This window comes from Roseovarius halophilus (ex Wu et al. 2025) (assembly GCF_047086965.1).
In genome coordinates this window covers 1-22,919 of sequence record NZ_JBKOTX010000087.1, presented here as the reverse complement: position 1 = coordinate 22,919, position 22,919 = coordinate 1, and the positions used below count along the sequence as shown (strand labels likewise).

General features: G+C 67.8%; 21 protein-coding genes and 1 pseudogene. 10 read left to right on the top strand and 12 right to left on the bottom strand.

Annotated features, from left to right (window positions below):
* Positions 1–455, bottom strand: a 455-nt coding sequence (locus ACH107_RS17320; RefSeq protein ID WP_412506898.1) for a deoxyribodipyrimidine photo-lyase, incomplete at its 3' end; no start/stop codon positions are given.
* Between the two features lie 93 nt (positions 456–548).
* On the opposite strand from ACH107_RS17320, the gene pepN reads away from it, so the two are divergent.
* The 4 genes from pepN to gatB all read left to right on the top strand — a co-directional run bounded on the left by pepN (position 549) and on the right by gatB (position 6,093).
* Complete coding sequence (gene pepN / locus ACH107_RS17315) at positions 549–3,098, top strand: aminopeptidase N (protein WP_412506897.1); 2,550 nt, start codon at positions 549–551, stop codon at positions 3,096–3,098.
* Between the two features lie 3 nt (positions 3,099–3,101).
* On the top strand, positions 3,102–3,548 hold the full coding sequence (locus ACH107_RS17310; protein WP_412506896.1) for a hypothetical protein: 447 nt from the start codon (positions 3,102–3,104) through the stop codon (positions 3,546–3,548).
* 82 nt (positions 3,549–3,630) lie between these two features.
* Positions 3,631–4,491: a 1-acyl-sn-glycerol-3-phosphate acyltransferase gene (locus tag ACH107_RS17305; protein WP_310690553.1), complete on the top strand. Its 861-nt coding sequence runs from the start codon at positions 3,631–3,633 to the stop codon at positions 4,489–4,491.
* A gap of 90 nt (positions 4,492–4,581) precedes the next feature.
* Positions 4,582–6,093, top strand: coding sequence for an Asp-tRNA(Asn)/Glu-tRNA(Gln) amidotransferase subunit GatB (gene gatB, locus ACH107_RS17300; RefSeq protein WP_310690554.1), 1,512 nt, complete (start codon positions 4,582–4,584; stop codon positions 6,091–6,093).
* A gap of 113 nt (positions 6,094–6,206) precedes the next feature.
* On the opposite strand, the gene ACH107_RS17295 is transcribed toward gatB, so the two are convergent.
* Positions 6,207–6,461 (bottom strand): BolA family protein, encoded by a 255-nt coding sequence (locus ACH107_RS17295; RefSeq protein ID WP_412506895.1) that lies wholly within the window; start codon positions 6,459–6,461, stop codon positions 6,207–6,209.
* A gap of 74 nt (positions 6,462–6,535) precedes the next feature.
* On the opposite strand from ACH107_RS17295, the gene ACH107_RS17290 reads away from it, so the two are divergent.
* Positions 6,536–7,165 (top strand): J domain-containing protein, encoded by a 630-nt coding sequence (locus ACH107_RS17290; protein WP_310690556.1) that lies wholly within the window; start codon positions 6,536–6,538, stop codon positions 7,163–7,165.
* A gap of 45 nt (positions 7,166–7,210) precedes the next feature.
* On the opposite strand, the gene ACH107_RS17285 is transcribed toward ACH107_RS17290, so the two are convergent.
* The 5 genes from ACH107_RS17285 to ACH107_RS17265 form a co-directional block, all read right to left on the bottom strand.
* A complete protein-coding gene (locus ACH107_RS17285) occupies positions 7,211–7,699 on the bottom strand; it encodes a hypothetical protein (protein ID WP_412506894.1) in 489 nt (162 codons plus the stop codon).
* A gap of 128 nt (positions 7,700–7,827) precedes the next feature.
* Entirely contained in the window at positions 7,828–8,295 is a 468-nt protein-coding gene (gene msrB, locus ACH107_RS17280; protein ID WP_310690558.1) for a peptide-methionine (R)-S-oxide reductase MsrB, read from the bottom strand.
* A 121-nt stretch (positions 8,296–8,416) separates the two neighbouring features.
* Positions 8,417–8,989, bottom strand: coding sequence for a fasciclin domain-containing protein (locus ACH107_RS17275; RefSeq protein ID WP_412506893.1), 573 nt, complete (start codon positions 8,987–8,989; stop codon positions 8,417–8,419).
* Positions 8,990–9,102: 113 nt separating this feature from the next.
* A complete protein-coding gene (locus ACH107_RS17270; protein ID WP_412506892.1) occupies positions 9,103–9,795 on the bottom strand; it encodes an anti-sigma factor domain-containing protein in 693 nt (230 codons plus the stop codon).
* Entirely contained in the window at positions 9,792–10,352 is a 561-nt protein-coding gene (locus ACH107_RS17265; RefSeq protein ID WP_412506891.1) for a sigma-70 family RNA polymerase sigma factor, read from the bottom strand. The genes ACH107_RS17270 and ACH107_RS17265 overlap by 4 nt, the downstream gene beginning before the upstream one ends.
* Positions 10,353–10,511: 159 nt before the next feature.
* On the opposite strand from ACH107_RS17265, the gene cobS reads away from it, so the two are divergent.
* From cobS to ACH107_RS17245, 4 genes are all read left to right on the top strand, one after another.
* A complete protein-coding gene (cobS, locus tag ACH107_RS17260; protein ID WP_412506890.1) occupies positions 10,512–11,498 on the top strand; it encodes a cobaltochelatase subunit CobS in 987 nt (328 codons plus the stop codon).
* 58 nt (positions 11,499–11,556) lie between these two features.
* Positions 11,557–13,434, top strand: a complete 1,878-nt coding sequence (gene cobT, locus ACH107_RS17255; RefSeq protein WP_310690563.1) for a cobaltochelatase subunit CobT — start codon at positions 11,557–11,559, stop codon at positions 13,432–13,434.
* 76 nt (positions 13,435–13,510) lie between these two features.
* Positions 13,511–15,310 (top strand): aminopeptidase P family protein, encoded by a 1,800-nt coding sequence (locus ACH107_RS17250; protein WP_310690564.1) that lies wholly within the window; start codon positions 13,511–13,513, stop codon positions 15,308–15,310.
* Positions 15,311–15,420: 110 nt separating this feature from the next.
* Entirely contained in the window at positions 15,421–15,762 is a 342-nt protein-coding gene (locus tag ACH107_RS17245; protein WP_310690565.1) for a DUF427 domain-containing protein, read from the top strand.
* A gap of 24 nt (positions 15,763–15,786) precedes the next feature.
* Here ACH107_RS17245 and ACH107_RS17240 read toward each other — a convergent pair whose 3' ends face one another.
* Positions 15,787–17,475: a chloride channel protein gene (locus ACH107_RS17240; RefSeq protein ID WP_310690566.1), complete on the bottom strand. Its 1,689-nt coding sequence runs from the start codon at positions 17,473–17,475 to the stop codon at positions 15,787–15,789.
* 64 nt (positions 17,476–17,539) lie between these two features.
* On the opposite strand from ACH107_RS17240, the gene ACH107_RS17235 reads away from it, so the two are divergent.
* A complete protein-coding gene (locus ACH107_RS17235; RefSeq protein ID WP_412506889.1) occupies positions 17,540–18,913 on the top strand; it encodes an FAD-binding oxidoreductase in 1,374 nt (457 codons plus the stop codon).
* Between the two features lie 64 nt (positions 18,914–18,977).
* Here ACH107_RS17235 and recN read toward each other — a convergent pair whose 3' ends face one another.
* The 4 genes and pseudogenes from recN to ACH107_RS17215 form a co-directional block, all read right to left on the bottom strand.
* Positions 18,978–20,630: a DNA repair protein RecN gene (gene recN, locus ACH107_RS17230; RefSeq protein WP_412506888.1), complete on the bottom strand. Its 1,653-nt coding sequence runs from the start codon at positions 20,628–20,630 to the stop codon at positions 18,978–18,980.
* Between the two features lie 9 nt (positions 20,631–20,639).
* Positions 20,640–21,494 carry an outer membrane protein assembly factor BamD gene (locus ACH107_RS17225; protein ID WP_310690569.1) on the bottom strand — a complete coding sequence of 285 codons (855 nt, stop codon included), beginning with the start codon at positions 21,492–21,494 and terminating at the stop codon, positions 20,640–20,642.
* Between the two features lie 93 nt (positions 21,495–21,587).
* Entirely contained in the window at positions 21,588–22,505 is a 918-nt protein-coding gene (gene lpxC, locus ACH107_RS17220) for a UDP-3-O-acyl-N-acetylglucosamine deacetylase (RefSeq protein WP_412506887.1), read from the bottom strand.
* Positions 22,506–22,704: 199 nt separating this feature from the next.
* Positions 22,705–22,919: pseudogene (locus ACH107_RS17215) on the bottom strand (cell division protein FtsZ); the annotation flags it as partial.

The window sequence follows — 22,919 nt, the reverse complement described above, 5'->3', positions numbered from 1 at the left end:
ATCACATCGGCGCGCATCACCGCCTCGCGGCGCGACGCCCAGCGATCACGCGTGCCCAGCCGCCGCACCACGGCGGATTGCGGAAATTCGCGCCAGGGCACGCCCGCGCCGCACGCCCAGTCGGCCACCCGGCGGTCGCGCGCATAGGTCCAGCCGTTGCCGGTTTCCTCGTGGCTGAGCAGGGCCGTGATCGGGCGCTGGCGGTGCAGGCGGGCCAGCACCGCGACCACATCGCCGGTCTGACGGCAAAGCGGCGAACCCAAACGCGCCAGGTCACCCCCGAGCGCATCAAGACACTCGGCCGTGAAATCCCATTGCCGCCCCGAGGTGTCCGGCCCCGCCCAATAGTCCGGCTCGACCACATATAGCGGCAGCACCGGCGCGCCCTCGGGCACCGCAGACAGTGGCGCGTGATCGCTGACGCGCAGATCCCGTTTGAACCAGACCACATACATGACGCGGCATATAACGCGGCGCGCGCGCCCGCCAAGGCTTGTCGGCCCGACGGGGCGCGCCTAGTCTGACCCCTGCCCCAGACAGGAGAGACCATGAAGGACGCCGCCCCCCAGGCCATCCGCCTGCACGACTATCGCCCCTTCGGCTATCACGTGGACGAGGTGCACCTGACGTTCCGGCTGGACCCGCAGGCCACGCGGGTCATATCGCGCATCCGGTTCCGTCCCAACCGCGCCGCGCCCGGCCCTTTCGTGCTGGATGGCGAGGGGCTGGACCTGAAATGGGCGCGCATCGACGGGGCCGCGGTCCGTCCCGAGGTGACGGAAACCGGGTTGAGCTGCCCCGTGCCCGACGCACCCTTCACCTGGGAGGCCGAGGTCGAGATCGCCCCGGCCGCCAATACCGCATTGGAAGGGCTGTACCTGTCCAACGCGATGTTCTGCACCCAGTGCGAGGCCGAGGGGTTTCGCCGTATCACCTACTACCCCGACCGGCCCGACGTCATGGCCCCGTTCACCGTCCGCATCGAGGGCGACGCGGCTGTCATGCTGTCCAACGGCAACCCGACCGGCAGCGGCGCGGGCTGGGCGGAATGGCACGACCCCTGGCCGAAACCGGCCTACCTCTTCGCGCTGGTGGCGGGAGATCTGGTGGCCCATTCCGACCGTTTCAGCACCCGGTCGGGCCGCGACGTGGCCCTCAACCTCTGGGTCCGGCCGGGGGACGAGGGCAAATGCGCCTGGGGCATGGAGGCGCTCAAGGCCGCGATGGCCTGGGATGAAAGGACCTATGGCCGCGAATACGATCTCGACGTCTTCAACATCGTGGCCGTCGACGATTTCAACATGGGCGCGATGGAAAACAAGGGGCTGAACATCTTCAACTCCTCCTGCGTGCTGGCCAGCCCCGACACCAGCACCGATGCCGATTTCGAGCGGATCGAGGCGATCATCGCGCATGAGTATTTCCACAACTGGACGGGCAACCGGATCACCTGCCGCGACTGGTTCCAGTTGTGCCTCAAGGAGGGTCTGACGGTGTTCCGCGACCAGCAGTTCACAGGCGACATGCGCAGCCACGCCGTCAAGCGGATCGACGACGTGATCGCCCTGCGCGCACGCCAGTTCCGCGAGGACACCGGCCCGCTGGCCCACCCGGTGCGGCCCAAAAGCTATATCGAGATCAACAACTTCTACACCGCCACCGTTTATGAAAAGGGCGCCGAGGTGATCGGCATGCTCAAGCGGCTGGTCGGGCACGCGGCCTATTACCACGCGCTCGACCTCTACTTCGCGCGTCACGACGGCCAGGCCTGCACGATCGAAGATTGGCTGGCCGTTTTTGAGGCGGCCACCGGCCGCGACCTGGCGCAGTTCAAGCGCTGGTACACGCAGGCCGGCACGCCGCGCCTGTCCGTCACCGAGGAGTGGCGCGACGGTGTCTTTCACCTGCACTTCGAACAGCACACGCCGCCCACCCCCGGCCAGCCCGACAAGCACCCGCAGGTGATCCCCATTGCCATAGGTCTGCTGAACCGCGATGGAGACGAGGTGCTGCCCACCCGCGTTCTGGAAATGACGCAAGCGCACCAGAGCTTCGCCTTCGAGGGGCTCTCGGCCCGGCCCGTCGCCTCGATCCTGCGGGATTTCTCGGCCCCGGTAATCCTGTCGCAAGAGACCGACAATGCCACCCGCGCCCTGCTGATGGCCCATGACACCGACCCCTTCAACAAGTGGGAGGCCGGGCGCGCCTTTGCCCGCGACATGCTGTGCCGCATGGTCAGCGCGGGCACGGCGCCCGACACCGCCTATCTGGATGCCGTGCTGGCCATGCTGCGCGACTCGGCGCTCAACCCGGCCTTCCGCGCCCTGGTGCTGGGCCTGCCCAGCCAGGACGACCTGGCCCAGGCGCTGTTCGAACGCGGTGAGACCCCCGACCCCATAGCAATTCATGACGCGGTCGAGACCCTGACCCAGGCCATGGCGCAGCATATGCAGGACAGCCTGCCCCGCCTGCTGGCCGAGACGGCCCCGACCGGCCCGTTCCGCCCCGACGCGGAAAGCGCGGGCAAGCGCAGCCTGGGCAACGCCGTGCTGGCGCTGACCAGCCGGCTCGACGGGGGCACGGCGGCGGCGGCGCAATTCGCACAGGCCGACACCATGACCCAGCAGTTGGCTGCGCTGGCCTGCCTGCTGAGCATCGGCAAGGGCGCAGCGCAGGTGCAGACCTTCCGCGACCAGTGGCAGCATGACCGGCTTGTGATGAACAAGTGGTTCGGGCTGCAAGTGGCCCGCGCCGCCCCCGACCGCGCCGCCGATGTGGCCGAGGCCCTGACGCGCGACCCCGATTTCACATGGCGCAATCCCAACCGGTTCCGCGCGGTCTTGGGCAGTCTTTCGGCCAATGCCGCGGGCTTTCACCACCCGTCAGGCAAGGGCTACCGGCTGCTGGGCGACTGGCTGGCGCGGCTTGACGCGGTCAATCCGCAGACCGCTGCCCGGCTCAGCACGGCGTTTGAAACCTGGCCGCGCTACGACGCGGACCGGCAGGCCCGTATCAAGGCGGTGCTGCAGGAGCTCGCGGCCAAGCCCGACCTGTCGCGCGACAGCGCCGAGATGGTCCAGCGGATGCTTGAGGGCTAGGCCATGGCAGACGACAGGCCCATCGCCAGTTTCCGGCGCCGCGGGCGGCGCCCGCTGAACCTGGCGCTGACGGCGGCGATCTGGGGCGGTCTGGCGCTGACGGTCTGGGCCATCGACCTGGCACTGATCTGGGCCGGGCTCTTCGGGCTTTTCGCCCTGCCCGCCCTGCTGGACTGGATCACCGATCGGCAGGTTCGGCTGGCGATCCACCCCGACCGCATCACCTGGACGACGGGCCGCCGCGACGGTGTGATCGAGGCGGATGAGATCAAGCACCTGCGCATCGACCGGCGCATGGACATGGGGTTTCGCCTGACCATCGTCGACACCACCGGGCGCCCGCATCGCCTGCCGCCCGAGTTGCCCGCCCCCGCCGAAGCCCTGGTCGCAGCGCTGGATCAGGCCGGGATTGCCCACGCACGGCATCCATTTTCCTTGCTTTCGGTATAAAATCAGGCAAAAGCGCGCCGAATTGCCGCGGTGTGCTAGAATGTCGTGGAATCGTCACCCGCAAGTGCTCAAGGTTGAGGCCATGAAAGACCGTATCGACCCGCTGATCGCGGACCGCGCGCCCTGGCTTTTCGCTGACCGACCCGGCACGGCATTGGCCCGCAAGGTTTTGGACCGGGCCCTGTCGTATGAGCGCACCGTCGAGATCGCGACGGCCCTGCGCGACGCGCCCAGTGCTACCATCATGGACGAGATGTTCCACCTGCTGGGCGACAATGTCACCGCCCGCGGGCTGGACAACATCCCCGCCAAAGGCCCCGCGCTGGTCGTCGCCAACCACCCCACGGGGATCGCGGACGGGATCATCCTGCACGGGCTGCTGGCCAAGATCCGGCCTGATGCCTTCTATTTCGCAAACAAGGACATCCTGTCGGTCATGCCCCAGATGGAGGACATGATCGCCCCGGTCGAATGGCGCAAGGACCGCCGCAGCCACGGCAAGACGCGCGAAACCATGGCCTACATGCGCCGGGCCGTGCGCGACGAACGTCTGGGCGTCATGTTCCCCTCGGGGCGGCTGGCGCAGCGGCGCGGGCTGCAACTGCACGAACGCCCCTGGATGCCCTCGGCGGCGATGCTGGCGCGCAAGTTCGACCTGCCGGTGATCCCGGTGAACATGCGTGCGCGCAATTCGGTGCTGTTCTACCTCTTCGACGTGCTGCATGCCTCGCTCAAGGATATCACGCTGTTCCACGAGACGCTGAACAAGGCCGATCAGCCCTATGTCGTCACCGTGGGCGAACCCATCGCGCCCAGCGCCCTGCCCGAGACCTCGGAAGAAGGGATCGAGGTGCTGCGCCGCGCCACGCTGGCCCTGGGCGAGGAGGGCAGCCAGACCGTCAGCCTGATCAAGGCGACCCGCCGCCCGCTGCTGCGCTTCTAGGCCGCGCCCGGTCCAGCCGGGCCCCGCCCCCTTGCCAGCCTGTCGCGGCTGACCTAAACGGGCTGCGTATCAGCTTGAAGAGGCCCCGCGATGCTTGACCTGACCTATGACGCCCCCAAGCCCAGGACGCTCTCCGGCGCCACCGGTGACTGGGAACTGGTGATCGGCATGGAGGTCCACGCCCAGGTCGCCACGCGGGCCAAGCTGTTTTCCGGCGCCTCGACGCGGTTCGGGGCCGAGCCCAATTCCAACGTCGCTTTCGTGGATGCCGGGATGCCGGGCATGCTGCCGGTCATCAACGAGGGCTGCGTCGCCCAGGCCGTGCGCACCGGGCTGGGCCTGCGCGCCGAGATCAACCTGGCCTCGGCCTTCGACCGCAAGAACTACTTCTACCCCGACCTGCCGCAAGGCTACCAGATTTCGCAACTCTACCATCCGCTGGTGGGCGAGGGCGAGGTACTGGTCGAACTGGGCGACGGGACGGCGCGCCGGGTGCGCATCGAACGCATCCACCTGGAACAGGACGCGGGCAAATCCATCCACGACATGGACCCGCATATGTCCTTCGTGGATCTCAACCGCACCGGCGTGGCCCTGATGGAAATCGTCAGCCGCCCCGACATCCGCGGCCCCGAAGAGGCCGCCGCCTATATCGTCAAGCTGCGCCAGATCATGCGCTACCTGGGCACCTGCGAGGGCAACATGCAGTCGGGCAACCTGCGCGCCGATGTCAATGTCAGCGTCTGCCGCCCCGGCGACTTCGAACGTTACATGGAAACCCAGGATTTCGGCCACCTGGGCACCCGCTGCGAAATCAAGAACATGAACTCCATGCGGTTCATCCAACAGGCCATCGACTACGAGGCGCGCCGCCAGATCGCCCTGTTGGAGGATGGCGGCACGGTCGTGCAGGAAACCCGTCTCTTCGACCCCGACAAGGGCGAGACGCGCTCCATGCGCTCCAAGGAAGAGGCACATGATTACCGCTATTTCCCCGATCCCGACCTACTGCCGCTGGAAATCGAACAGGCCTGGGTGGACGAGATCGCCGCCAACCTGCCCGAACTGCCCGACGCCAAGAAGGCGCGCTTTGTTCAGGACTTCGGTCTGAGCGACTATGACGCCGCCGTTCTGACCGCCGAACACGAGAACGCGGCCTATTTCGAGGCCGTCGCCGAAGGCCGGGATGGCAAGCAGGCCGCCAACTGGGTCATCAACGAGCTGTTCGGCCGCCTCAATAAGGACGAGCGCGCGATCACCGACAGCCCGGTCAGCCCAGCGCAGCTGGGCGGCGTCCTCGACCTGATCGGCAAGGGCGACATTTCCGGCAAGATCGCCAAGGACCTCTTCGAGATCGTTTATACCGAGGGCGGCGACCCCGCGCAGATCGTGCAAGACCGCGGCATGAAACAGGTCACCGACACAGGCGCCATCGAGGCCGCGGTGGACGAGGTGATCGCCGCCAATCCCGCGCAGGTGGAAAAGGCGCAGGCCAACCCGAAACTGGCCGGCTGGTTCGTCGGCCAGGTAATGAAGGCCACGGGTGGCAAGGCCAACCCCAAGGCCGTGAACGAGATCGTGGCCAGCAAACTCGGGCTCTGAACCCCGCCGGGACGGCGGGCGGGGCGAACCTGCCGGGCTTGCCCCCGCAAGCCGGCAGGGAGCGGCGCACGTCGGCCGGGCGGGCGACGACCGGCCCTCCGTTTCGGGGCGGCTCAGCGGATATCGAGCGACAGCGCGTGGATCCGCCCCATGATGTCGGGCCCCAGCGCCGCGTGCACCGCCCGGTGCCGGGCCAGCCGGGGCATCGCGGCCAGGGCGGGGGCGGCAATCTCGACGCGCCAGTGGCTTTCGCCGCTGCCGTCGTCGCCAGCATGACCCGCGTGCAGGTGGCTTTCGTTGATCACCGCGAGCCTGTCGGGGGCGAAAGCCGCGTCCAGGCGGCACCGAATCTCGATTTCAAGGCCCATAATTTTCGCCGCCCCCCTTCAATATCCGGTCTCAGGGATTACAATCAGCGCTCCGAGTCGGAAAGGTGGATGGTATGCGCAAGAACGATCCTTTCGGTTTCGACATCTCGGTGTCGGCGTCCAAGAAGAAAAAGCCGCGCGGGCGGCGGGGCATGTCCGGGGCCTTCGAGACCTCCACCCGCGTGTGCGAACATCCCGGCTGCGAGGAAGCGGGCAAGTACCGCGCCCCCAAGAGCCCCGACACGCTGGACGACTACTACTGGTTCTGCAAGGACCATGTTCGCGAATACAATCTCAAGTGGAACTTCTTCGACACCTCCACCGAAGACGAGATGGAAGAGCAGGCCCAGAAGGATCGCGTCTGGGAACGCGGCACCACATCCTTCAAGAAGTCCGCCGAGCAACGCGCCTGGTCTCGTCTGGGTATCGAGGATCCGCACCAGGTGCTGGGCGAGAACGCCACGCAGAACCCCGGCAAATCCGTGGATGGCAGCCGCCGCCTGCCCCCGACCGAGCGCAAGGCCGTCGAGATCCTCGACGTCAAGGACAACTGGACCAAGTCCGAGATCCGCGCGGTCTACAAGAAGCTCATAAAGGTCCTGCACCCGGATATGAACGGCGGCGACCGCAGCCAGGAGGAACAACTGGCCGAGGTCGTCTGGGCCTGGGACCAGATCAAGGCCAGCCGCAGCTTCAAGGACTGATGCTCAGCCGAAGTGCCCTCGCACCCGGGCCGACAGGGCGTCGGGTCAATCGGGCTGCGTCAGCCGCAGCGGGGTAAAGACGGGGTCAAGTTCGCTGCGATAAGCCGCCATGCACAGGTGCACCGCCCCCATGCAGGCCACCCAGGACAGCGCCAGCACCGGCGAAGTCGCCAGCGTCAAGATCAGGGTCAGGGGGGCAAACATCGTGCCGTAGACCGGCAGGGCCAGCGTGCCCGCGATGATCGCGCCCAGCAGGCTGACCCGGATCAACCCGGCCAGGATGCCCGGCATGGTCCCCGGCCCGGACTGACCCACGCGGTCTCCGGCCAGCCCTAGCGCGGCCATGCCCCCGAGCGCCCCGCCGAGGACGATCCAGCCCTCGTAAAGGCTCAGCCCGCGCGCAGCAACAGCGCCGTCGCTGAAGCGCAGCACCGCCAAGTAACCCATGACCGCGCCGTAACTCGCAACAATGGCGAAGCCGAGCAGCCGCGCCCGCGCGCCCTGTGTCCGGCCTGTCGTCTTGTGTCGTCTCACGGTCATGTCGCCTAGCGTCGGTATGACGCGAGCGTTACACCGAATCGTAGCCCCAACACGAGGACGGTCGCCCCCTCATCCCGGAAAATGACTGTTCACGATCCGTCACCACCCGGCGTCAGCGGTTTTCATGCCGGCTTGAAGACGAGGCTCACACCATTGAGACAATGGCGCTTGCCGGTCGGATCGGGGCCGTCGTCGAAGATATGCCCCAGGTGGCTGCCGCAGCGGTCGCAGTGGCATTCGGTGCGCACGAACAGCAATCCGCGGTCGGGCTTGGTGGCAATGGCATCCGGCAGGGCCTGCCAGAAACTGGGCCAGCCAGTGCCGCTGTCATACTTGTGTTCGCTGGAATAGAGCGCCTGGTCGCAGCCGCGGCAGTGGTAATGGCCCGGGTCATAATTGGCGTCCAGCGGGCTGGAATAGGCGGGCTCGGTGCCGTCCTCGCGCATTACGCGATACTCCAGGTCGGACAGCATCTCGCGCCACTCGGCCTCGGTGCGGGTCACGTCGAAGTCTCCCTCGGCGGCCGAAGCCTTGCGCACGCCGAACAGCGCCGATGCAAGGGCAAGAACGGAAAAGTCTCTGCGGTTCATGTCGATTCCTCCTTTCAGGGGTCTCGGACAAGGATAGGGGATGCGCCACGCCGATGGGACCTTGATCGGCGTGGCGCACAGGGTTGTGACCGGGAGAGAGTCAACGCCCGGCCACCACCCGTCACTGCTGGGGCAACAGCACGCGGTCGATCACGTGAATGGCGCCGTTGGACTGGTCCACGTCGGCGATGGTCACGGTCGCGGTGCGGTCGTTCTCGTCGGTCAGGGTAATGTCATCCCCCGACATCTCGGCCATGAGGGTACAGCCCCCCAGCGTTTCCACGGGATGGGCCCCGCTATCGTCGGCGATCATGCCTCCTATGGCATCCGAGAAGGCCTCGGCGCCAACCACGTGACAGGTCAGGATCTCGGTGAGCTGCGCCTTGGCTTCCGGCTGCAGCAGCGCGTTGAGCGACTCCTCGGTGATCATGTCGAAGGCCGCATCGGTCGGTGCAAAGACCGTGAACGGCCCCGGGCCCTGCAGCGTCTCGACAAGGTCGGCAGCCTGCACGGCGGCGACCAGCGTGGTGTGAATGGGCGAATTCACAGCGTTCTCGATGATGTTCATGTCGGCCATCATCGGTGCCCCGCCGACCGCGGGGTTTTCGGCCGTTTCATGGGCTTCGCCCCAGACCATGGGTGCGGATGCCACGATCAGCGCAGCGGCGGCGGAAAAAAGGGTCTTGTTGGACATGGTCAGTCCTCCTCGTCTTTTGTGACCCCGGCAGGATCGCCGGAGATGCCCGTAACCACGCAGGGCCCCTGCCGGAAGTTTCAGCGGTTTCGCAAAAAAGTGCCGCGGCGCGGTCACAGGGCCGTGATCGGACCCACGGCCAGCACATCGCCGGTGGGCGCGCCGGTGGGCGAGCCGCCGGGCGGTTCGTCCGAGATCGCCAGCCCCGCGCCCTCGGCCAGGCGCGGCCGCACCGCCTCCGGCACCGACAGCGCCGCCTGGCGGTCCTCGGGCAAAACCCCAAGCGAGATCGGCGCCGCACCCTCGGGGATCAGCCACACCTCCAGCGCCCGGTCGGGGCGCGCGGCCCCCGCGCGGCGATCGACCAGAAGCTCACCCGTGTCTTCGAGGTAAGCCGCGGCGACCACAAGGTCGCTGTCCTCCGAGGCGAGATCGGCCCGGTAGTCGGCCACGGGCGGCGCTCCGGTGTCAACCATGCCGAACTCGACCGCGATCAGGACCAACACCGCGGCCGCCGCCGCACCGACCACCGAGGGGATCAGCCCGATCTTCTGCCACCATGGGCGATCCTGATGGCCGAAGATGTCGCGTTGCAGCGCCGTTAGAACACGGGGCGGCGGATCGACCGGCGTGACCTCCTCGGCGATGCCGGCCAGCTCGGCCTCCCAGGCGCGGACCAGGTCGGCAAAGTCCGGGTCCTCGGCCATCCGCGCCTGCGCAAGCTGCGCCTCGGGCCCCTCGAGCAGACCGAGCGCATATTCCGCGGCCAGCACGGACTCGTCGTCATATGGGGTCTGCTCACTCATCTCGACAGGCAGTCTCTCAGTTTCAGAAGGCTGCGGCGCAGCCAGGTTCTCATCGTGTTCAGCGGCACATCGAAGTGACGCGCCAGATCGGCATAGCTGTCCCCGTTCAGATAGGCACGGCGGACGGCTGTCGCCCGATCCTCGGGCAATTCCTCCAAGCACCGCAACACCTGTGCGCGGGTCTCGGCCGCCAGGGCACTGCGCTCGGGCCCCGGCGCATCGTCGGCCAGGTCCGCAAGCAGGTCGGTGCCATCGGCCCGTTGCGTGCTTTCGGTGCCGGGCTTGCGTGCCCGCAGCCTGTCGATGGCGCGATTGCGGGCGATCGTGATCATCCAGCTCATCGGGCTGGCCTGGCCGGGGCGAAAGCCCACGGCGGCGTCCCAGATCCGCAGGTAAACCTCCTGCATGGTATCCTCGGCGTCGGACCTGGTCTTCAAGACACGCAGGCAGACGCCGAAAAGTTTCGCCGAGGTCGCATGATACAGCGACTCGAAGGCGCCGCGGTCCCCAAGACTCACCCGAGACAGCATGGCTTCAAGATCGGCGCGTTCCGTCATGGCGATATCAAGACCGAGCCCCGCGAAGGGTGCAACCCGTTTTCGGCCCGCCCGGGCCGGCCTGGACCGCCCGTGCGGGTGGGTCACATCCCGCGCCCCTTGCAGGCCTACGCGATATGGTGCATCCCGGCGCTGAGTTTTTGCAAGGGAGCGCACTCCATGGCCGACGGCACGCTTGATCCCATGAGCAAACCGACCGAGGAGATCTCGGTTCGCGATGTGTTCGGAATCGACAGCGACATGAAGGTGAAGGGCTTCGCCGACCGCGGCGAGCGCGTTCCGGAGATCGATTCGACCTACAAGTTCGACCCGGACACCACGCTCGCGATCCTGGCCGGATTCGGCTACAACCGCCGGGTCATGATCCAGGGCTATCACGGCACCGGCAAGTCCACCCATATCGAACAGGTGGCCGCGCGGCTGAACTGGCCCTGCGTGCGGGTCAACCTCGACAGCCACATCAGCCGGATCGACCTGATCGGCAAGGACGCCATCAAGCTGCGCGACGGCAAGCAGGTGACAGAGTTCCACGAGGGCATCCTGCCCTGGGCGCTGCGCAACCCCGTGGCCATCGTCTTCGACGAATACGACGCGGGCCGGGCGGATGTGATGTTCGTGATCCAGCGGGTGCTGGAACATGACGGCAAGCTGACCCTTCTGGACCAGAACGAGATCATCACGCCGAACCCGCATTTCCGCCTTTTCGCCACAGCCAATACCGTGGGCCTGGGCGATACGACCGGGCTGTACCACGGCACCCAGCAGATCAACCAGGCCCAGATGGACCGCTGGTCGCTGGTCAGCACGCTGAACTACCTGTCGCATGACGCCGAGGCGGCCATCGTGCTGGGCAAGTCGCCGCATTACAATTCCGAGACGGGCCGCAAGATCGTCGGGCAGATGGTCACCGTGGCCGACCTGTCGCGCACCGCTTTCATGAATGGCGACCTGTCCACGGTCATGAGCCCGCGCACGGTGCTCAACTGGGCCGAGAACGCGCGCATCTTCGGGGACGTGGGCTATGCCTTCCGGGTGTCCTTCATGAACAAGTGCGACGAGCTGGAACGCCAGACCGTGGCCGAGTTCTACCAGCGCTGCTTCGACGAGGAACTGCCCGAAAGCGCGGCGAGCCTGAGCCTGGGGTGACAGCCGCGCGGAAGAATTTTCTGGAAAATTCTTCGCGCCAGCCCCAGAAGGGAACGTGATGTCCAAACCCAGCGACAACCCAGCCGACCCGTTCAAGAAGGCCCTGGCCGAGACCACCAAGGTCATGGCCGACGATCCCGATCTTGCGGTCAGCTTTACCGTGGACCCGCCGGGGGCCACGCGCGAAAACGTGCGCCTGCCCCAGATCAGCCGCCGCATGACCCGCGACGAGGTTCTGCTGGCCCGCGGCACCTCGGATTCCTACGCCCTGCACCACAGGTTCCACGACCCCGCGGTCGCGGCGCGCTACATGCCGCAGGGCCAGATGGCCCGCGACCTCTACGGCGCGATGGAGAAGGCCCGGGTCGAGGCCGTGGGCGCGCGCCACATGCCCGGCACGGCCGGAAACATCGACGCCCGGATCGGCCACGAGGCCCAGCGCAAGGGCTATGACCAGATCCGCGACAAGACCGAGGCGCCGCTGGCCACCGCCGCGGGCTACCTGATCCGGCACCTGGCCACCGGGCGCGACCTGCCCGAGGGGGCGGCCAATGTCATGGAGCTGTGGCGCGGCTACATCGAGGAGCAATGCGGCGAGACGCTGGAAGACCTCGAGACCTGCCTCACCGACCAGAAGGCCTTTGCCCGGTTCGCCCGCCAGCTGATCAACGACATGGGCTATGGCGACCAGCTGGGCGACGACCCCGACGACATCCCCCAGGACGAGGAAGACGAGGAAACCGGCGAGGACGACCAGGACCAGCCCGAGAGCACCGGCGACGAGGACAGCGACGACCAGGAAGAAGCCGAGGCCCAGCCCGAGCAGAGCCAGGAAGAGACGCAGGACGCCTCGGAGGCGCAGGTCAGCCTGGACGAGGACGCCAGCGAAGAGCTGGACGAGGACATGGAGCACCCCGAGGGCGAGGCCCCGCTGGAGCCGCCCGCGCCGCAGCCCGTTTCCGATGCCGATCCCGCCTATATCGTCTTCAGCACCGACCACGACGAGGAAATCGGCGCCGAGGACCTGGCCGAGGCGGCCGAGTTGGAACGCCTGCGCGCCTACCTGGATCAGCAGCTCGAGCCGCTCAAGGGCGCAGTGGGGCGGTTGGCCAACAAGCTGCAGCGCCGCTTGCAGGCGCAGCAGAACCGCTCCTGGTCCTTCGACCAGGAGGAAGGCATCCTGGACGCCGGGCGGCTGGCGCGCGTGGTGGCCAACCCGACGACACCGCTGTCGTTCAAGGTCGAACAGGACACCGAGTTCCGCGACACGGTGGTCACCCTGCTGCTGGACAATTCCGGCTCCATGCGGGGGCGGCCGATCTCCATCGCAGCGATCTGCGCCGACGTTCTGGCGCGCACCCTGGAACGTTGCCAGGTCAAGGTCGAGATCCTGGGCTTCACCACCCGCGCCTGGAAGGGCGGATCATCGCGCGAGGGCTGGCTGGCCGAGGGCCGCCCGCAGGCGCCCGGACGCCTCAATGACCTGCGTCATATCATCTACAAGCGCGCCGATGCGCCCTGGCGGCGCACCCGAGAGAACCTCGGGCTGATGATGAAAGAGGGCCTGCTGAAGGAAAACATCGACGGCGAGGCGCTGGAATGGGCGCACCGGCGGATGGAACGCCGGCCCGAGGCGCGCAAGATCCTCATGGTGATCTCGGACGGTGCGCCGGTGGATGACAGCACCCTGTCGGTGAACCCGGCCAATTACCTGGAAAAGCACCTGCGCGACGTGATCGCCATGGTCGAGAAGCGCCGCGCGGTGGAACTGACCGCCATCGGCATCGGCCATGACGTGACCCGCTATTATGACCGCGCGGTGACAATCACCGACGTGGAGCAGCTGGCCGGGGCCATGACCGAGCAACTGGCCGGACTCTTCGACAGCGACCCGCGCAAGCGCGCCCGGGTTCTGGGCATGCGCCGCGTCGCCTGAGCCTGCCCTGCCCCACCGCCGCCCTGTTTGCGGGCGGCGCGCGGATGAGTTTATTTGCCAAGATGAAGGAAAGCCCATGTTCCAGACATTCGAGGCCGCCTCGGCGCCGGAACAGGGCCCGCCCCGGCTGGCCGCCCTGCGCGAGGCCATGGCGGCGCGGGGGCTGGACGGCTTTCTCGTGCCGCGCGCCGATGCGCATCAGGGCGAATACGTGGCCGACTGCGACGCGCGGCTGTCCTGGCTGACCGGTTTCACCGGCTCGGCCGGCTTCTGCGCGGTGCTGGCCAAGGTGGCCGGGGTCTTTGTGGATGGCCGCTACCGCGTGCAGGTGCGCGCGCAGGTCGCCGGCGACTTCACGCCCGTGGACTGGCCCGAAACCCGGCTGGGGCCCTGGCTTTGCGAGCAGCTGTCCGAGGGCACGGTGGGCTTCGACCCCTGGCTGCATACGGTGCAGGAGGTCACGGACCTGCGGGACCAGCTTGCCGCCGCCGGGCTGGCGCTGACCCCGACCGACAACCTTGTCGATGCCATCCGGGACGACCGCCCGGCCCCGCCGGACGCGCCCTTCTTCGCCCATGACGCAAGCCGCGCCGGAGAGACTGCGGCGGACAAGCGCGCGCGGCTTGCGGACGAGTTGCGCACGGCGGGGCATCGCGTGGCGGTGCTGACGCTGCCCGATTCCATCGCCTGGCTGCTCAACATCCGGGGCGCCGACATCCCCCGGAACCCGGTGCCCCAGAGCTTTGCCCTGCTCTTCGACGATGGCACCTGCCAGCTTTTCGCGCGCCCCGGCAAGACGGAGGCGATCGCCGATCACCTGGGCCCGGATGTGGCCGTGCTGGGGCAAGAGGCCTTCCTCGCCGCGCTGACGGACCTGGACGGCCCGGTGCGGCTGGACCCGGCCAGTTGCCCCCAGGCCGTGGCCGATACCCTGGCCGAACGTGGTGTGACCGTGGTGCACGACGCTGACCCCTGCCTGCTGCCCAAGGCCGTCAAGACCGACACCGAGATCGCCGGCACCACCGAGGCGCACCTGCGCGACGGGACGGCCATGTGCCGCTTTCTGCACTGGCTGGACAGGGCGGTGCCCGGCGGCGACCTGACCGAGATCGACGTGGTCACGGCGCTGGAGGGGTTCCGCCGCGAGACGGGCGCGCTGCGCGACATCTCGTTCGACACGATCTGCGGGGCCGGTCCGCATGGCGCCGTCGTGCATTACCGGGTGACCGAGGCGACCAACCGCCCTGTCACCCCCGGCGAGGTGCTGCTGGTGGATTCGGGCGGACAGTACCCGGACGGGACCACCGACATCACCCGGACCATGGCCACCGGCCCCGTGGGCAGAGAGGAAAAAGCCTGCTTTACCCGCGTGTTGCAGGGGCTGATCGCCCTGAGCCAGGCACGCTTTCCCGCAGGTCTGGCCGGGCGCGATCTGGACAGCATCGCGCGCTATCCGCTGTGGCAGGCGGGGCTGGACTATGGCCATGGCACCGGCCACGGCGTGGGGGTCTATCTGTGTGTGCACGAGGGTCCGCAGGGGTTCACCCGCGCCCCCAGCCGCGGGCATGTGGCGCTCGAACCGGGGATGATCCTGTCCGTCGAGCCGGGCTATTACCGCGAGGGGGCCTTCGGCATCCGGCTCGAGAACCTCGTGGTCGTCCAGCAGGCCCCCGCACTGGGGGACGGGCGGCCGATGCTCTGCTTTCAGACCCTGACATGGGTGCCGATCGACCGCCGCCTGATCGAGGTCGATGCCCTGACCGTGGCCGAACGGCACTGGATTGATCGCTATCACGCGGATACAGTGGCGCGGATCGGCCCGCGTCTGGACGGTCCGGCGCGGGACTGGCTGGAAGCCGCCTGCGCGCCGCTGTGACGCGGCACGCGGCGCCCGGGCCTGTCACGGGCTGACCGCGGGCGTCACATCCGGCAGGGTAAAAATCCTGCACAAGCAGACCAACGAAAGCGTCAAGAGGGAGACCGAAGATGGCAGACCATATCAAGATCCGGCCTGCGACGGGCACATGGGTGGTCCGCGCCGGCGGGGCCGTGCTGGGCGAAAGCACCCGGGCGCTGGAACTGACCGAAGGTGACTACCCGCCGGTCATCTACTTCCCGCGCGAAGATCTTTCGATGGTCTTCCTCGACCCCTCGGAGGCCAGCACGAATTGCCCCTACAAGGGCGCAGCGCGCTATTACGACATCGTTGCCAAGTCGGGCACGATCAAGGACGCCGCCTGGTCCTATGAAGACCCCAAGCCAGAAGTGGGCGAGATCGGCGACCATATCGCCTTCTACACTTCGAAGGTCACCGTCGAAGAGGTCTGAGGCGCCCTCGCCCGGCTTGGTGGCTCAACTGTGCTCCTCGGCCGCCGTGGCCGCCAGGGCCCGGTTGAAGGCCCGCAGCGCGTCCACCTGGAACAATGACCCGCGCAGCTCGGGCGGGCCCTCGCCCCCCGCGGACCGGACCACGGGAATGAAGTTGCGGTTGGTCGCCTCCAGGATCGGCATGGCCTGATCCAGGGTCTTGCCCTCGACAACATAGGTGCCTTGGCGGATCAGGTTGGCGCAGACCTCCGGATCGGCGGCCCTGGGATGGTCCATCGCACGCATGACGCTGGTCACCTGGAACGTGGACAGCAGATAGGCCTGAGGCCCCGCGGCCAGATGCACCCCGCGCTGCTCCAGCTGGGTCAGGAAGAACGAGCGGTCCACGATCTTGGAGGCCACCGCCGAGGCCAGAGAGACCGTCACCATGACCGCCAGCCCGGTCTGCCAGTCGCCCGTCAGTTCGAACACGATCAGCGTGGTCGAGATCGGCGCACCCAGCACCGCTGCCGCAACGCCGCCCATCCCCGCCAGCGCATAGAGCGCGGCAGCGCCCGACACGTCCGGAAAAATTCCCGTGGCCACCAGCCCGAAGGCCAGCCCGGTCAGCCCCCCCACCATGAGCGAGGGCGAAAAGACCCCGCCGCCCATGCGCCCGCCAAAGGTCACGGCCACGGCCACGATCTTGACAAAGGTGAAGACGACCGCCTCATGGAACAGAAGTCGCCCCGTCAGCGCGTCCGAGGTCGTCTCGTAGCCAACGCCGATGATATGCGGAAAGGGGATCGCGATCAGCCCCAGCAGCAGCCCCGCCAGGGCCGGGCGCAGGACCGGGTGCAGGCCGGTGCGACTCTGGTAATGACTGGCCACGCGGTCGGCCCAGAACAAGCCGCGCATGAAGACCACCGCGACCAGCCCGCAGAGCAGCCCAAGCAGCATGTAGGCGGGCAGTTCCACATAGAAGGCCAGCGCATTCTGGCCGGGGATGAAGAATTCCGTGACATCGCCATAGGCCATGCGGCTGATCACGGTCCCCGCGACCGAGGCGATGACGATGGGCGCAAAGGCATGCAGGGCGAAATGCCGCAAGACCACTTCCAGCGCAAAGAGCGCCCCGGCGATGGGCGCGTTGAAACTGGCCGAGACAGCGGCGGCCACGGCGCAGCCCAGAAGGTCGCGTCCGGTGATCCCGTCGGCCTTGATGCGGTTGTTCACCCCCGTGGCGATCAGGGCCGCGAGATGCACCACCGGCCCCTCGCGCCCCGTGGAGCCGCCGCTCGACAGGGTGATGAGCGAGGCCAGCGCGGACCCCAGCCCGCGGCGCACCTTCAGACGCCCGTCATAGAGCGCCGCACCCTCGATCACGTCCGAGACCGAATGCACCCGGTGGTCGCTGGTCGTGTAATGCAGGATCACCCCAACGGTCAGCCCGCCCAGCACCGGGATCAGGATCAGCCAGTACCAGTCCAGCCCGGCGGCAAAGCTGTGCAGTTGCGAGACATCCTCGGTGCCATAGAGCGCGGCCTGCAATCGCTCGATCCCGAAGCGGAAGGCGACGGCGGCCAGCCCCGATGCGATGCCCACGGCCAGCGCGATGAACCAGAACCGGACCTGCCCGGCCCCCGAGCGGCGCAGCACGCAACACCCCCGCCGGATGGCGGCAAGGGCGTCGATGATCCCTTGCCTGACGGGCGATTTCGGTGGCTTGGCCATTGGATATCCCGGCTTTTCCCCTGCCCACGGCTGGACTAGGTTGGCGCCGGAGAGGAGATCACCCATGCCCCACGACGCCGCCTTCACAGCCCTCGAGACCGTCTTAGGCGATCGGCTGTCCCGCTCCAAGCCCGATCTCGAGGCGCACGGGACCTCGGAAACCCATTTTCCGCACAGCCCGCCCGATGCTGTGGCCTACCCCGAGACCAGCGAAGAGGTGGCGCAGATCATGCAGATCTGCGCCGCGCATCGCCTGCCGGTGGTGGGCTGGGGGGCCGGAACCTCGCTCGAAGGGCACGCGCTGGCGGTGCACGGCGGGGTCTGTGTCGATTTCGCGCGCATGAACCGGGTGATCGAACTGCGCGACGCGGACATGGTCGCGCGGGTGCAGCCTGGCCTGACCCGCGAAGGGCTGAACGCGGAATTGCGCGCGACAGGGTTGTTCTTTCCGGTCGACCCCGGAGCCAATGCCAGTATCGGCGGCATGGCGGCCACGCGCGCCTCGGGCACGACGGCAGTGCGCTATGGCACCATGCGCGACAACGTGCTGGCCCTGGAGGTGGTGCTGGCCGACGGGCGCATCATCCGCACCGGCAGCGCGGCGCCCAAGTCCAGCGCCGGCTATGACCTGACCGGGCTGATGGTCGGCTCCGAAGGGACGCTGGGCGTGATCACCGAACTGACGCTGCGCCTGCACGGCCAGCCCGAGGCCATCGGCGCGGCCACCTGCGCCTTCGACACCATCGAGGCGGCGGTCGAGGGGGTGACGGAAACCATCCAGATGGGTCTTCCCATGGCCCGGATCGAGTTTGTCGATGCCGCCACCGTCGAAGCGGTCAATGCCTATTCCCGGGCCGATTTCCCGGCCAAGCCCCACCTGATGGTCGAGTTTCACGGCACCCCGGCTGGCGTGGCCGAACAGGCCGAACGCTTTGGCGAGATCGTGGCCGACCATGGCGCCACCGGCTTTGCCTGGGCCGACCGCCCCGAGGACCGAACCCGCCTGTGGCAGATGCGCCACCATGCCTACTGGGCGATCCTGGCCGCACGCCCGGGCACCACGGCCATTGTCACCGATGTCTGCGTGCCCATTTCGGAACTGGCCCAGGCCGTGGCCGAAACCCAGGCCGATATCGCCGCGGCCCCCATCCCCGCCCCGATCCTGGGCCATGTGGGCGACGGCAATTTTCACGCCATCCTGCTGATGGACCCCGACGCCCCGGCCGAGCGCGCCGCCGCCGAAAATCTGTCGCGCCGCATGGCCGAGCGCGCCCTGCGCCTCGGCGGCACGGTGACTGGCGAACACGGGATCGGCATGGGCAAGCAGGGCTACATGGCCGCCGAACACGGCGCCGGATGGGAGGTCATGGGCACGCTCAAGCAGGCGCTGGACCCGCAGGGGCTTCTGAACCCGGGCAAGCTGCTGCGGCAGGATTGACGTTTTCCGACCTGTTCAGGCTGACATCGGCCGACCGCCACGCCTTGTTTTACTTTTTGGAACCTCAGCCCGGCACAGCCGCCAAAAGCGCCCGTGCCGCCGCGCGCGCCTCTTCGGTCACCGTCCCGCCCGAGAGCATCCGCGCGATCTCGCCTGCGCGCGCGCCGCTGTCCAGCGGTTTGACCGTGGTCAGGGTCGTGTCCTCGGCCTGGCGCTTTTCCACCCGCCAGTGATGGTCGCCCAGGGCCGCGACCTGCGGCGAATGGGTGACCACCAGCACCTGCCCGCCGCGCGACAGATCCGCCAGCCGGCGGCCCACGGCATCGGCGGTGGCCCCGCCGACGCCCCGGTCGATCTCGTCGAAGATCAGCGTCAGCCCCTCGGCATGGCGGGTCAGGCAGACCTTGAGCGCCAGCAGGAAACGCGAAAGTTCCCCGCCCGAGGCGATCTTGTTGAGCGGCCCCGAGGGCGCGCCGGGGTTGGTGGCCACCTCGAAGGCCACGGCATCCTTGCCATCGGGGCCAGGCTCGGCCTCGGTCAGTTTCGTGGCAAAGACGGCGCGGTCCATTTTCAGGGGCGCAAGCTCGTCGGCCATGGCCGCGTCCAGCGCCCGCGCCGCTTGCGCCCGGGCCGCGCCCAGGGCCGTGGCGGCGCTGTCATAGGCGGCCTGCGCCGTGGCGACCGACTGTTCCAACTCGGCCAGGTCCCCCGCGCCCCGGTCCAGCGCCGCCAGTCGCGTGCGCAGGTCCTCGGCAAAGGCGTTCAGTTCGTCGGGGGCCAGGGAATGCTTGCGCGCCAGCCCGCGAATGGCGAAGAGCCGCTCTTCGACCTCTTCCAGTTCGGCGGGGTTGAACGACAACGCCTCCAGGCAGGTCTCGACCCCCGCCTGCGCCTCGCCCAGCTCTGTCATGGCCCGGTCCAGCGCGGCCATGGGATCGTCCAGCCGCCCTTCGGCCTTGTCGGCGGCCCCGTCCAGCCAGCGCAGGGCGTCGCCCATCATCCCTTCGGCCCCCTGCGGACCAAGGGCCTGCATCGCCTTGGAAATATCCGCGCCGATCTTCTCGGCGGCCTGCATCAGGCGGCGGCGGGCATCCAGCGCCGCGTCCTCGCCCGGCTCGGGGGCCAGCGCGTCCAACTCGGCCACGGAATGGCGCAGGAAATCCTCTTCCTCGGCCAGGGTGGCGACACGGGCGCGGGCCTCCTCCAGCGATTTCTCGGCCGCGCGCAGATCGCGCCAGGCCCGGCGCACCCCGGCCAGGTCGTGCCCGCCGTGCGCATCCAGCAGATCGCGGTGACCACGGGGGTTCAGAAGCCCCCGGTCATCATGCTGGCCGTGCAGTTCGACCAGCGTGTCCGAGACCCGGCGCAGCACGTCGCCCGAGGCGCGGCGATCATTGATCCAGGCGGTCTTGCGCCCGTCGCGATTGTTGACCCGGCGCAGGATCAACTCGCCCTCGTGGGTGATCCCCGCCTCGTCCAGAACCGCGCGCGCCGGATGCCCCGCGGGCAGGTCGAAGACGGCCGTCACCTCGCCCTGGTCGGCCCCCTGGCGGACAAGGTCGGCGCGCCCGCGCCAGCCCAGCACGAAGCCGAGACTGTCCAGCAGGATGGACTTGCCGGCCCCGGTCTCGCCGGTCAGCACGTTCAATCCCGACTGGAAGTCGAGTTCCAGCCGGTCGATGATGAGGATGTCGCGAATGTCGAGATGCCGAAGCATGCGTGGCCCCTAGAGCCACTCGCCGCGGATCATCTGGCGGTAGATGGCCGAAAGCCAGTTGTCCCCGATCGAGGCCGGTTCCAGCCCCTGCCCCGTCAGCAGGGCGTAGCTGTCCTCGTACCATTCGGTCGATTGGTAGTTGTGGCCCAGGATCGCCCCGGCGGTCTGCGCCTCGTCGGTCAGACCCAGCGAGAGGTAGGACTCGACCAGCCTGTGCAGCGCCTCGGGGGTGTGGCTGGTGGTCTGGAAATCCTCGACCACGACGCGGAAGCGGTTGATCGCAGCCGAGAAATGATCGCGCTTGAGGTAATAGCGCCCCACTTCCATTTCCTTGGCCGCCAGATGGTCGAAGGCCAGGTCGAACTTGAGGGCAGCCGACCGGGCATAGTCGCTATTGGGATAGACCTCGATGACCTTTCGCAACTCCTGCAGAGCATTCGTTGTCAGGCCCTGATCGCGGCCGATCTCGTCGATCTGGTCATAGTAGCTCAGCGCCAGCAGATACTGGGCATAGGCGGCGTCCTCGTCCGACGGATAGAAGTCGATGAACCGCTGGGCACTGGCGCGCGCGTTCGAATAATCGCCGTCGCGGTGGTAGGCGAAGGCCTGCATCACCAGCCCGCGCTTGGCCCATTCCGAATAGGGGTAAAGCCGCTCGATCTCGCCGAAGTAGTAGGCGGCGTCATCCTCGCGCCCACGCTCCAGGTCGAATTCGCCTCGCTGAAAGATCTCCTCGGCACTGTACTGGTCCAGGGCTCCGGGCTGACGCGGGTCGAACCCGCCACATCCTGCCAAGAGCGCCAGGGCCAGCACCCCGGGCACAAGAACAGACCTGTTTTTGAAAGCTCTGCCGTGGCCCGACATCAGGCGCCCCCGCTCACGTTTGTTTTGCCGGACCCCCGGCATTTGGGGATTGGTCTAGCACATAAAAACCGGGGGCAAAACGCCAATTTGCCGTCAGGCGACAGCCGGCAGATCGGCCAGCGTCAGGCCGACGCCCGGCAGGTGCGCGCCGGTCTCGGCGTCGCAGGTCTTCCAGGCCCAGGCGTCCGGGCGGGCAAACAGCGCCCGCAGCAGGGCATTGGTCACGGCATGGCCCGCGCGATTGCCGGTATAGGCGCCCAGGATCGGCGCGCCGGCGGTGTAGAGATCACCAAGCGCATCCAGCATCTTGTGCCGGACAGCCTCATCCGTACGGCGCAACCCGCCGGGCGACAGAACCTCCGCGCCGTCCACGACCACGGCATTCTCGTAGGTGCCGCCCAGGGCCAGGCCCTTGGCGCGCATCTCCGTGACATCGGCCGCGCGGCAGAAGGTCCGGCAATCGCAAAGCTCGCGCGCGAAGGCACCGTTGGCCAGGTCCAGGGTCTTGCGCTGGTTGCCGATGGCGGCATCCGCGAAGGCGATCTCGAAGGCGATGCGGAGGCTGTCGGACGGCTCCAGGCGGGCGGTGGCATCGCCCAGGTGCACGGCGACCGGTTCGAGAATCTCGATCACTCGCAGCGGCGCATCGAGCGTCTGCAGGCCCGTCTGCAAAAGTCCGCCGACGAAGCGCGCGGACGAGCCATCGAGAATAGGAACCTCGGGGCCGTCCACGTCGATCAGCAGGTTATGGATGCCGCAACCGGCGAGCGCCGCCATCAGATGCTCGATCGTCGAGACGCTGACACCCGCCTCGGATTCGACGCGGGTGTTGAGCGGCGCGGCCTTCACATGATCCCAACGCGCGGGTACGCGCGGGCATCCCGGCAGGTCCACGCGCCGGAAGACGATGCCGTGATCGGCCGGAGCCGGGCGCAGGATGACGCGTGCGGGTTCGCCAAGGTGGAGGCCGATCCCGTCGAGCGTCAGGTCTGATCGCAGTGTCGTCTGCAAGTGGCACCCGCCTTCATTGGTCTTCCGTTACTGGGTATGCCTTGGGGCCGCTTGGCACAATTCACTCTTTGCGACCGACTGAAACACAATGAAACGGGCCGGTCGCCCCCCGGGTTCGGTCCGTGCACTGTCCTGCTTTCAAAAAAGGGCCGCCCGACGGCGGCCCTTTCGCAAAGGATGTGACTGTCGCGACAGCGCCTCAGTTGGCCTGACGCCGCAGGAAGGCGGGAATCTCGATGCGCTCCTCGTCGGGGTCGACGTCCGAGTCCGCCGGCGGCTCGTTCGGCTCGGCGGCCTGGGCCGGTTGGCGGGGCATCGAGGTGACCTGCGGTTGGGGCCGCTCCCGCGGTTCCTCGCCATGGCCGGTCATGCGGTTGATCAGCCCGTTGAGACCGCCAAGGCGCGGCCGCGCCT

Excerpts from the sequence above, each read along its gene's own strand:
- pepN (WP_412506897.1), top strand. The coding sequence starts at position 549 with ATGAAGGACGCCGCCCCCCAGGCCATCCGCCTGCACGACTATCGCCCC.
- ACH107_RS17310 (WP_412506896.1), top strand. The coding sequence starts at position 3,102 with ATGGCAGACGACAGGCCCATCGCCAGTTTCCGGCGCCGCGGGCGGCGC.
- ACH107_RS17305 (WP_310690553.1), top strand. The coding sequence starts at position 3,631 with ATGAAAGACCGTATCGACCCGCTGATCGCGGACCGCGCGCCCTGGCTT.
- gatB (WP_310690554.1), top strand. The coding sequence starts at position 4,582 with ATGCTTGACCTGACCTATGACGCCCCCAAGCCCAGGACGCTCTCCGGC.
- ACH107_RS17295 (WP_412506895.1), bottom strand. The coding sequence starts at position 6,461 with ATGGGCCTTGAAATCGAGATTCGGTGCCGCCTGGACGCGGCTTTCGCC.
- ACH107_RS17290 (WP_310690556.1), top strand. The coding sequence starts at position 6,536 with ATGCGCAAGAACGATCCTTTCGGTTTCGACATCTCGGTGTCGGCGTCC.
- msrB (WP_310690558.1), bottom strand. The coding sequence starts at position 8,295 with ATGAACCGCAGAGACTTTTCCGTTCTTGCCCTTGCATCGGCGCTGTTC.
- ACH107_RS17275 (WP_412506893.1), bottom strand. The coding sequence starts at position 8,989 with ATGTCCAACAAGACCCTTTTTTCCGCCGCCGCTGCGCTGATCGTGGCA.
- ACH107_RS17270 (WP_412506892.1), bottom strand. The coding sequence starts at position 9,795 with ATGAGTGAGCAGACCCCATATGACGACGAGTCCGTGCTGGCCGCGGAA.
- ACH107_RS17265 (WP_412506891.1), bottom strand. The coding sequence starts at position 10,352 with ATGACGGAACGCGCCGATCTTGAAGCCATGCTGTCTCGGGTGAGTCTT.
- cobS (WP_412506890.1), top strand. The coding sequence starts at position 10,512 with ATGGCCGACGGCACGCTTGATCCCATGAGCAAACCGACCGAGGAGATC.
- cobT (WP_310690563.1), top strand. The coding sequence starts at position 11,557 with ATGTCCAAACCCAGCGACAACCCAGCCGACCCGTTCAAGAAGGCCCTG.
- ACH107_RS17250 (WP_310690564.1), top strand. The coding sequence starts at position 13,511 with ATGTTCCAGACATTCGAGGCCGCCTCGGCGCCGGAACAGGGCCCGCCC.
- ACH107_RS17245 (WP_310690565.1), top strand. The coding sequence starts at position 15,421 with ATGGCAGACCATATCAAGATCCGGCCTGCGACGGGCACATGGGTGGTC.
- ACH107_RS17240 (WP_310690566.1), bottom strand. The coding sequence starts at position 17,475 with ATGGCCAAGCCACCGAAATCGCCCGTCAGGCAAGGGATCATCGACGCC.
- ACH107_RS17235 (WP_412506889.1), top strand. The coding sequence starts at position 17,540 with ATGCCCCACGACGCCGCCTTCACAGCCCTCGAGACCGTCTTAGGCGAT.
- recN (WP_412506888.1), bottom strand. The coding sequence starts at position 20,630 with ATGCTTCGGCATCTCGACATTCGCGACATCCTCATCATCGACCGGCTG.
- ACH107_RS17225 (WP_310690569.1), bottom strand. The coding sequence starts at position 21,494 with ATGTCGGGCCACGGCAGAGCTTTCAAAAACAGGTCTGTTCTTGTGCCC.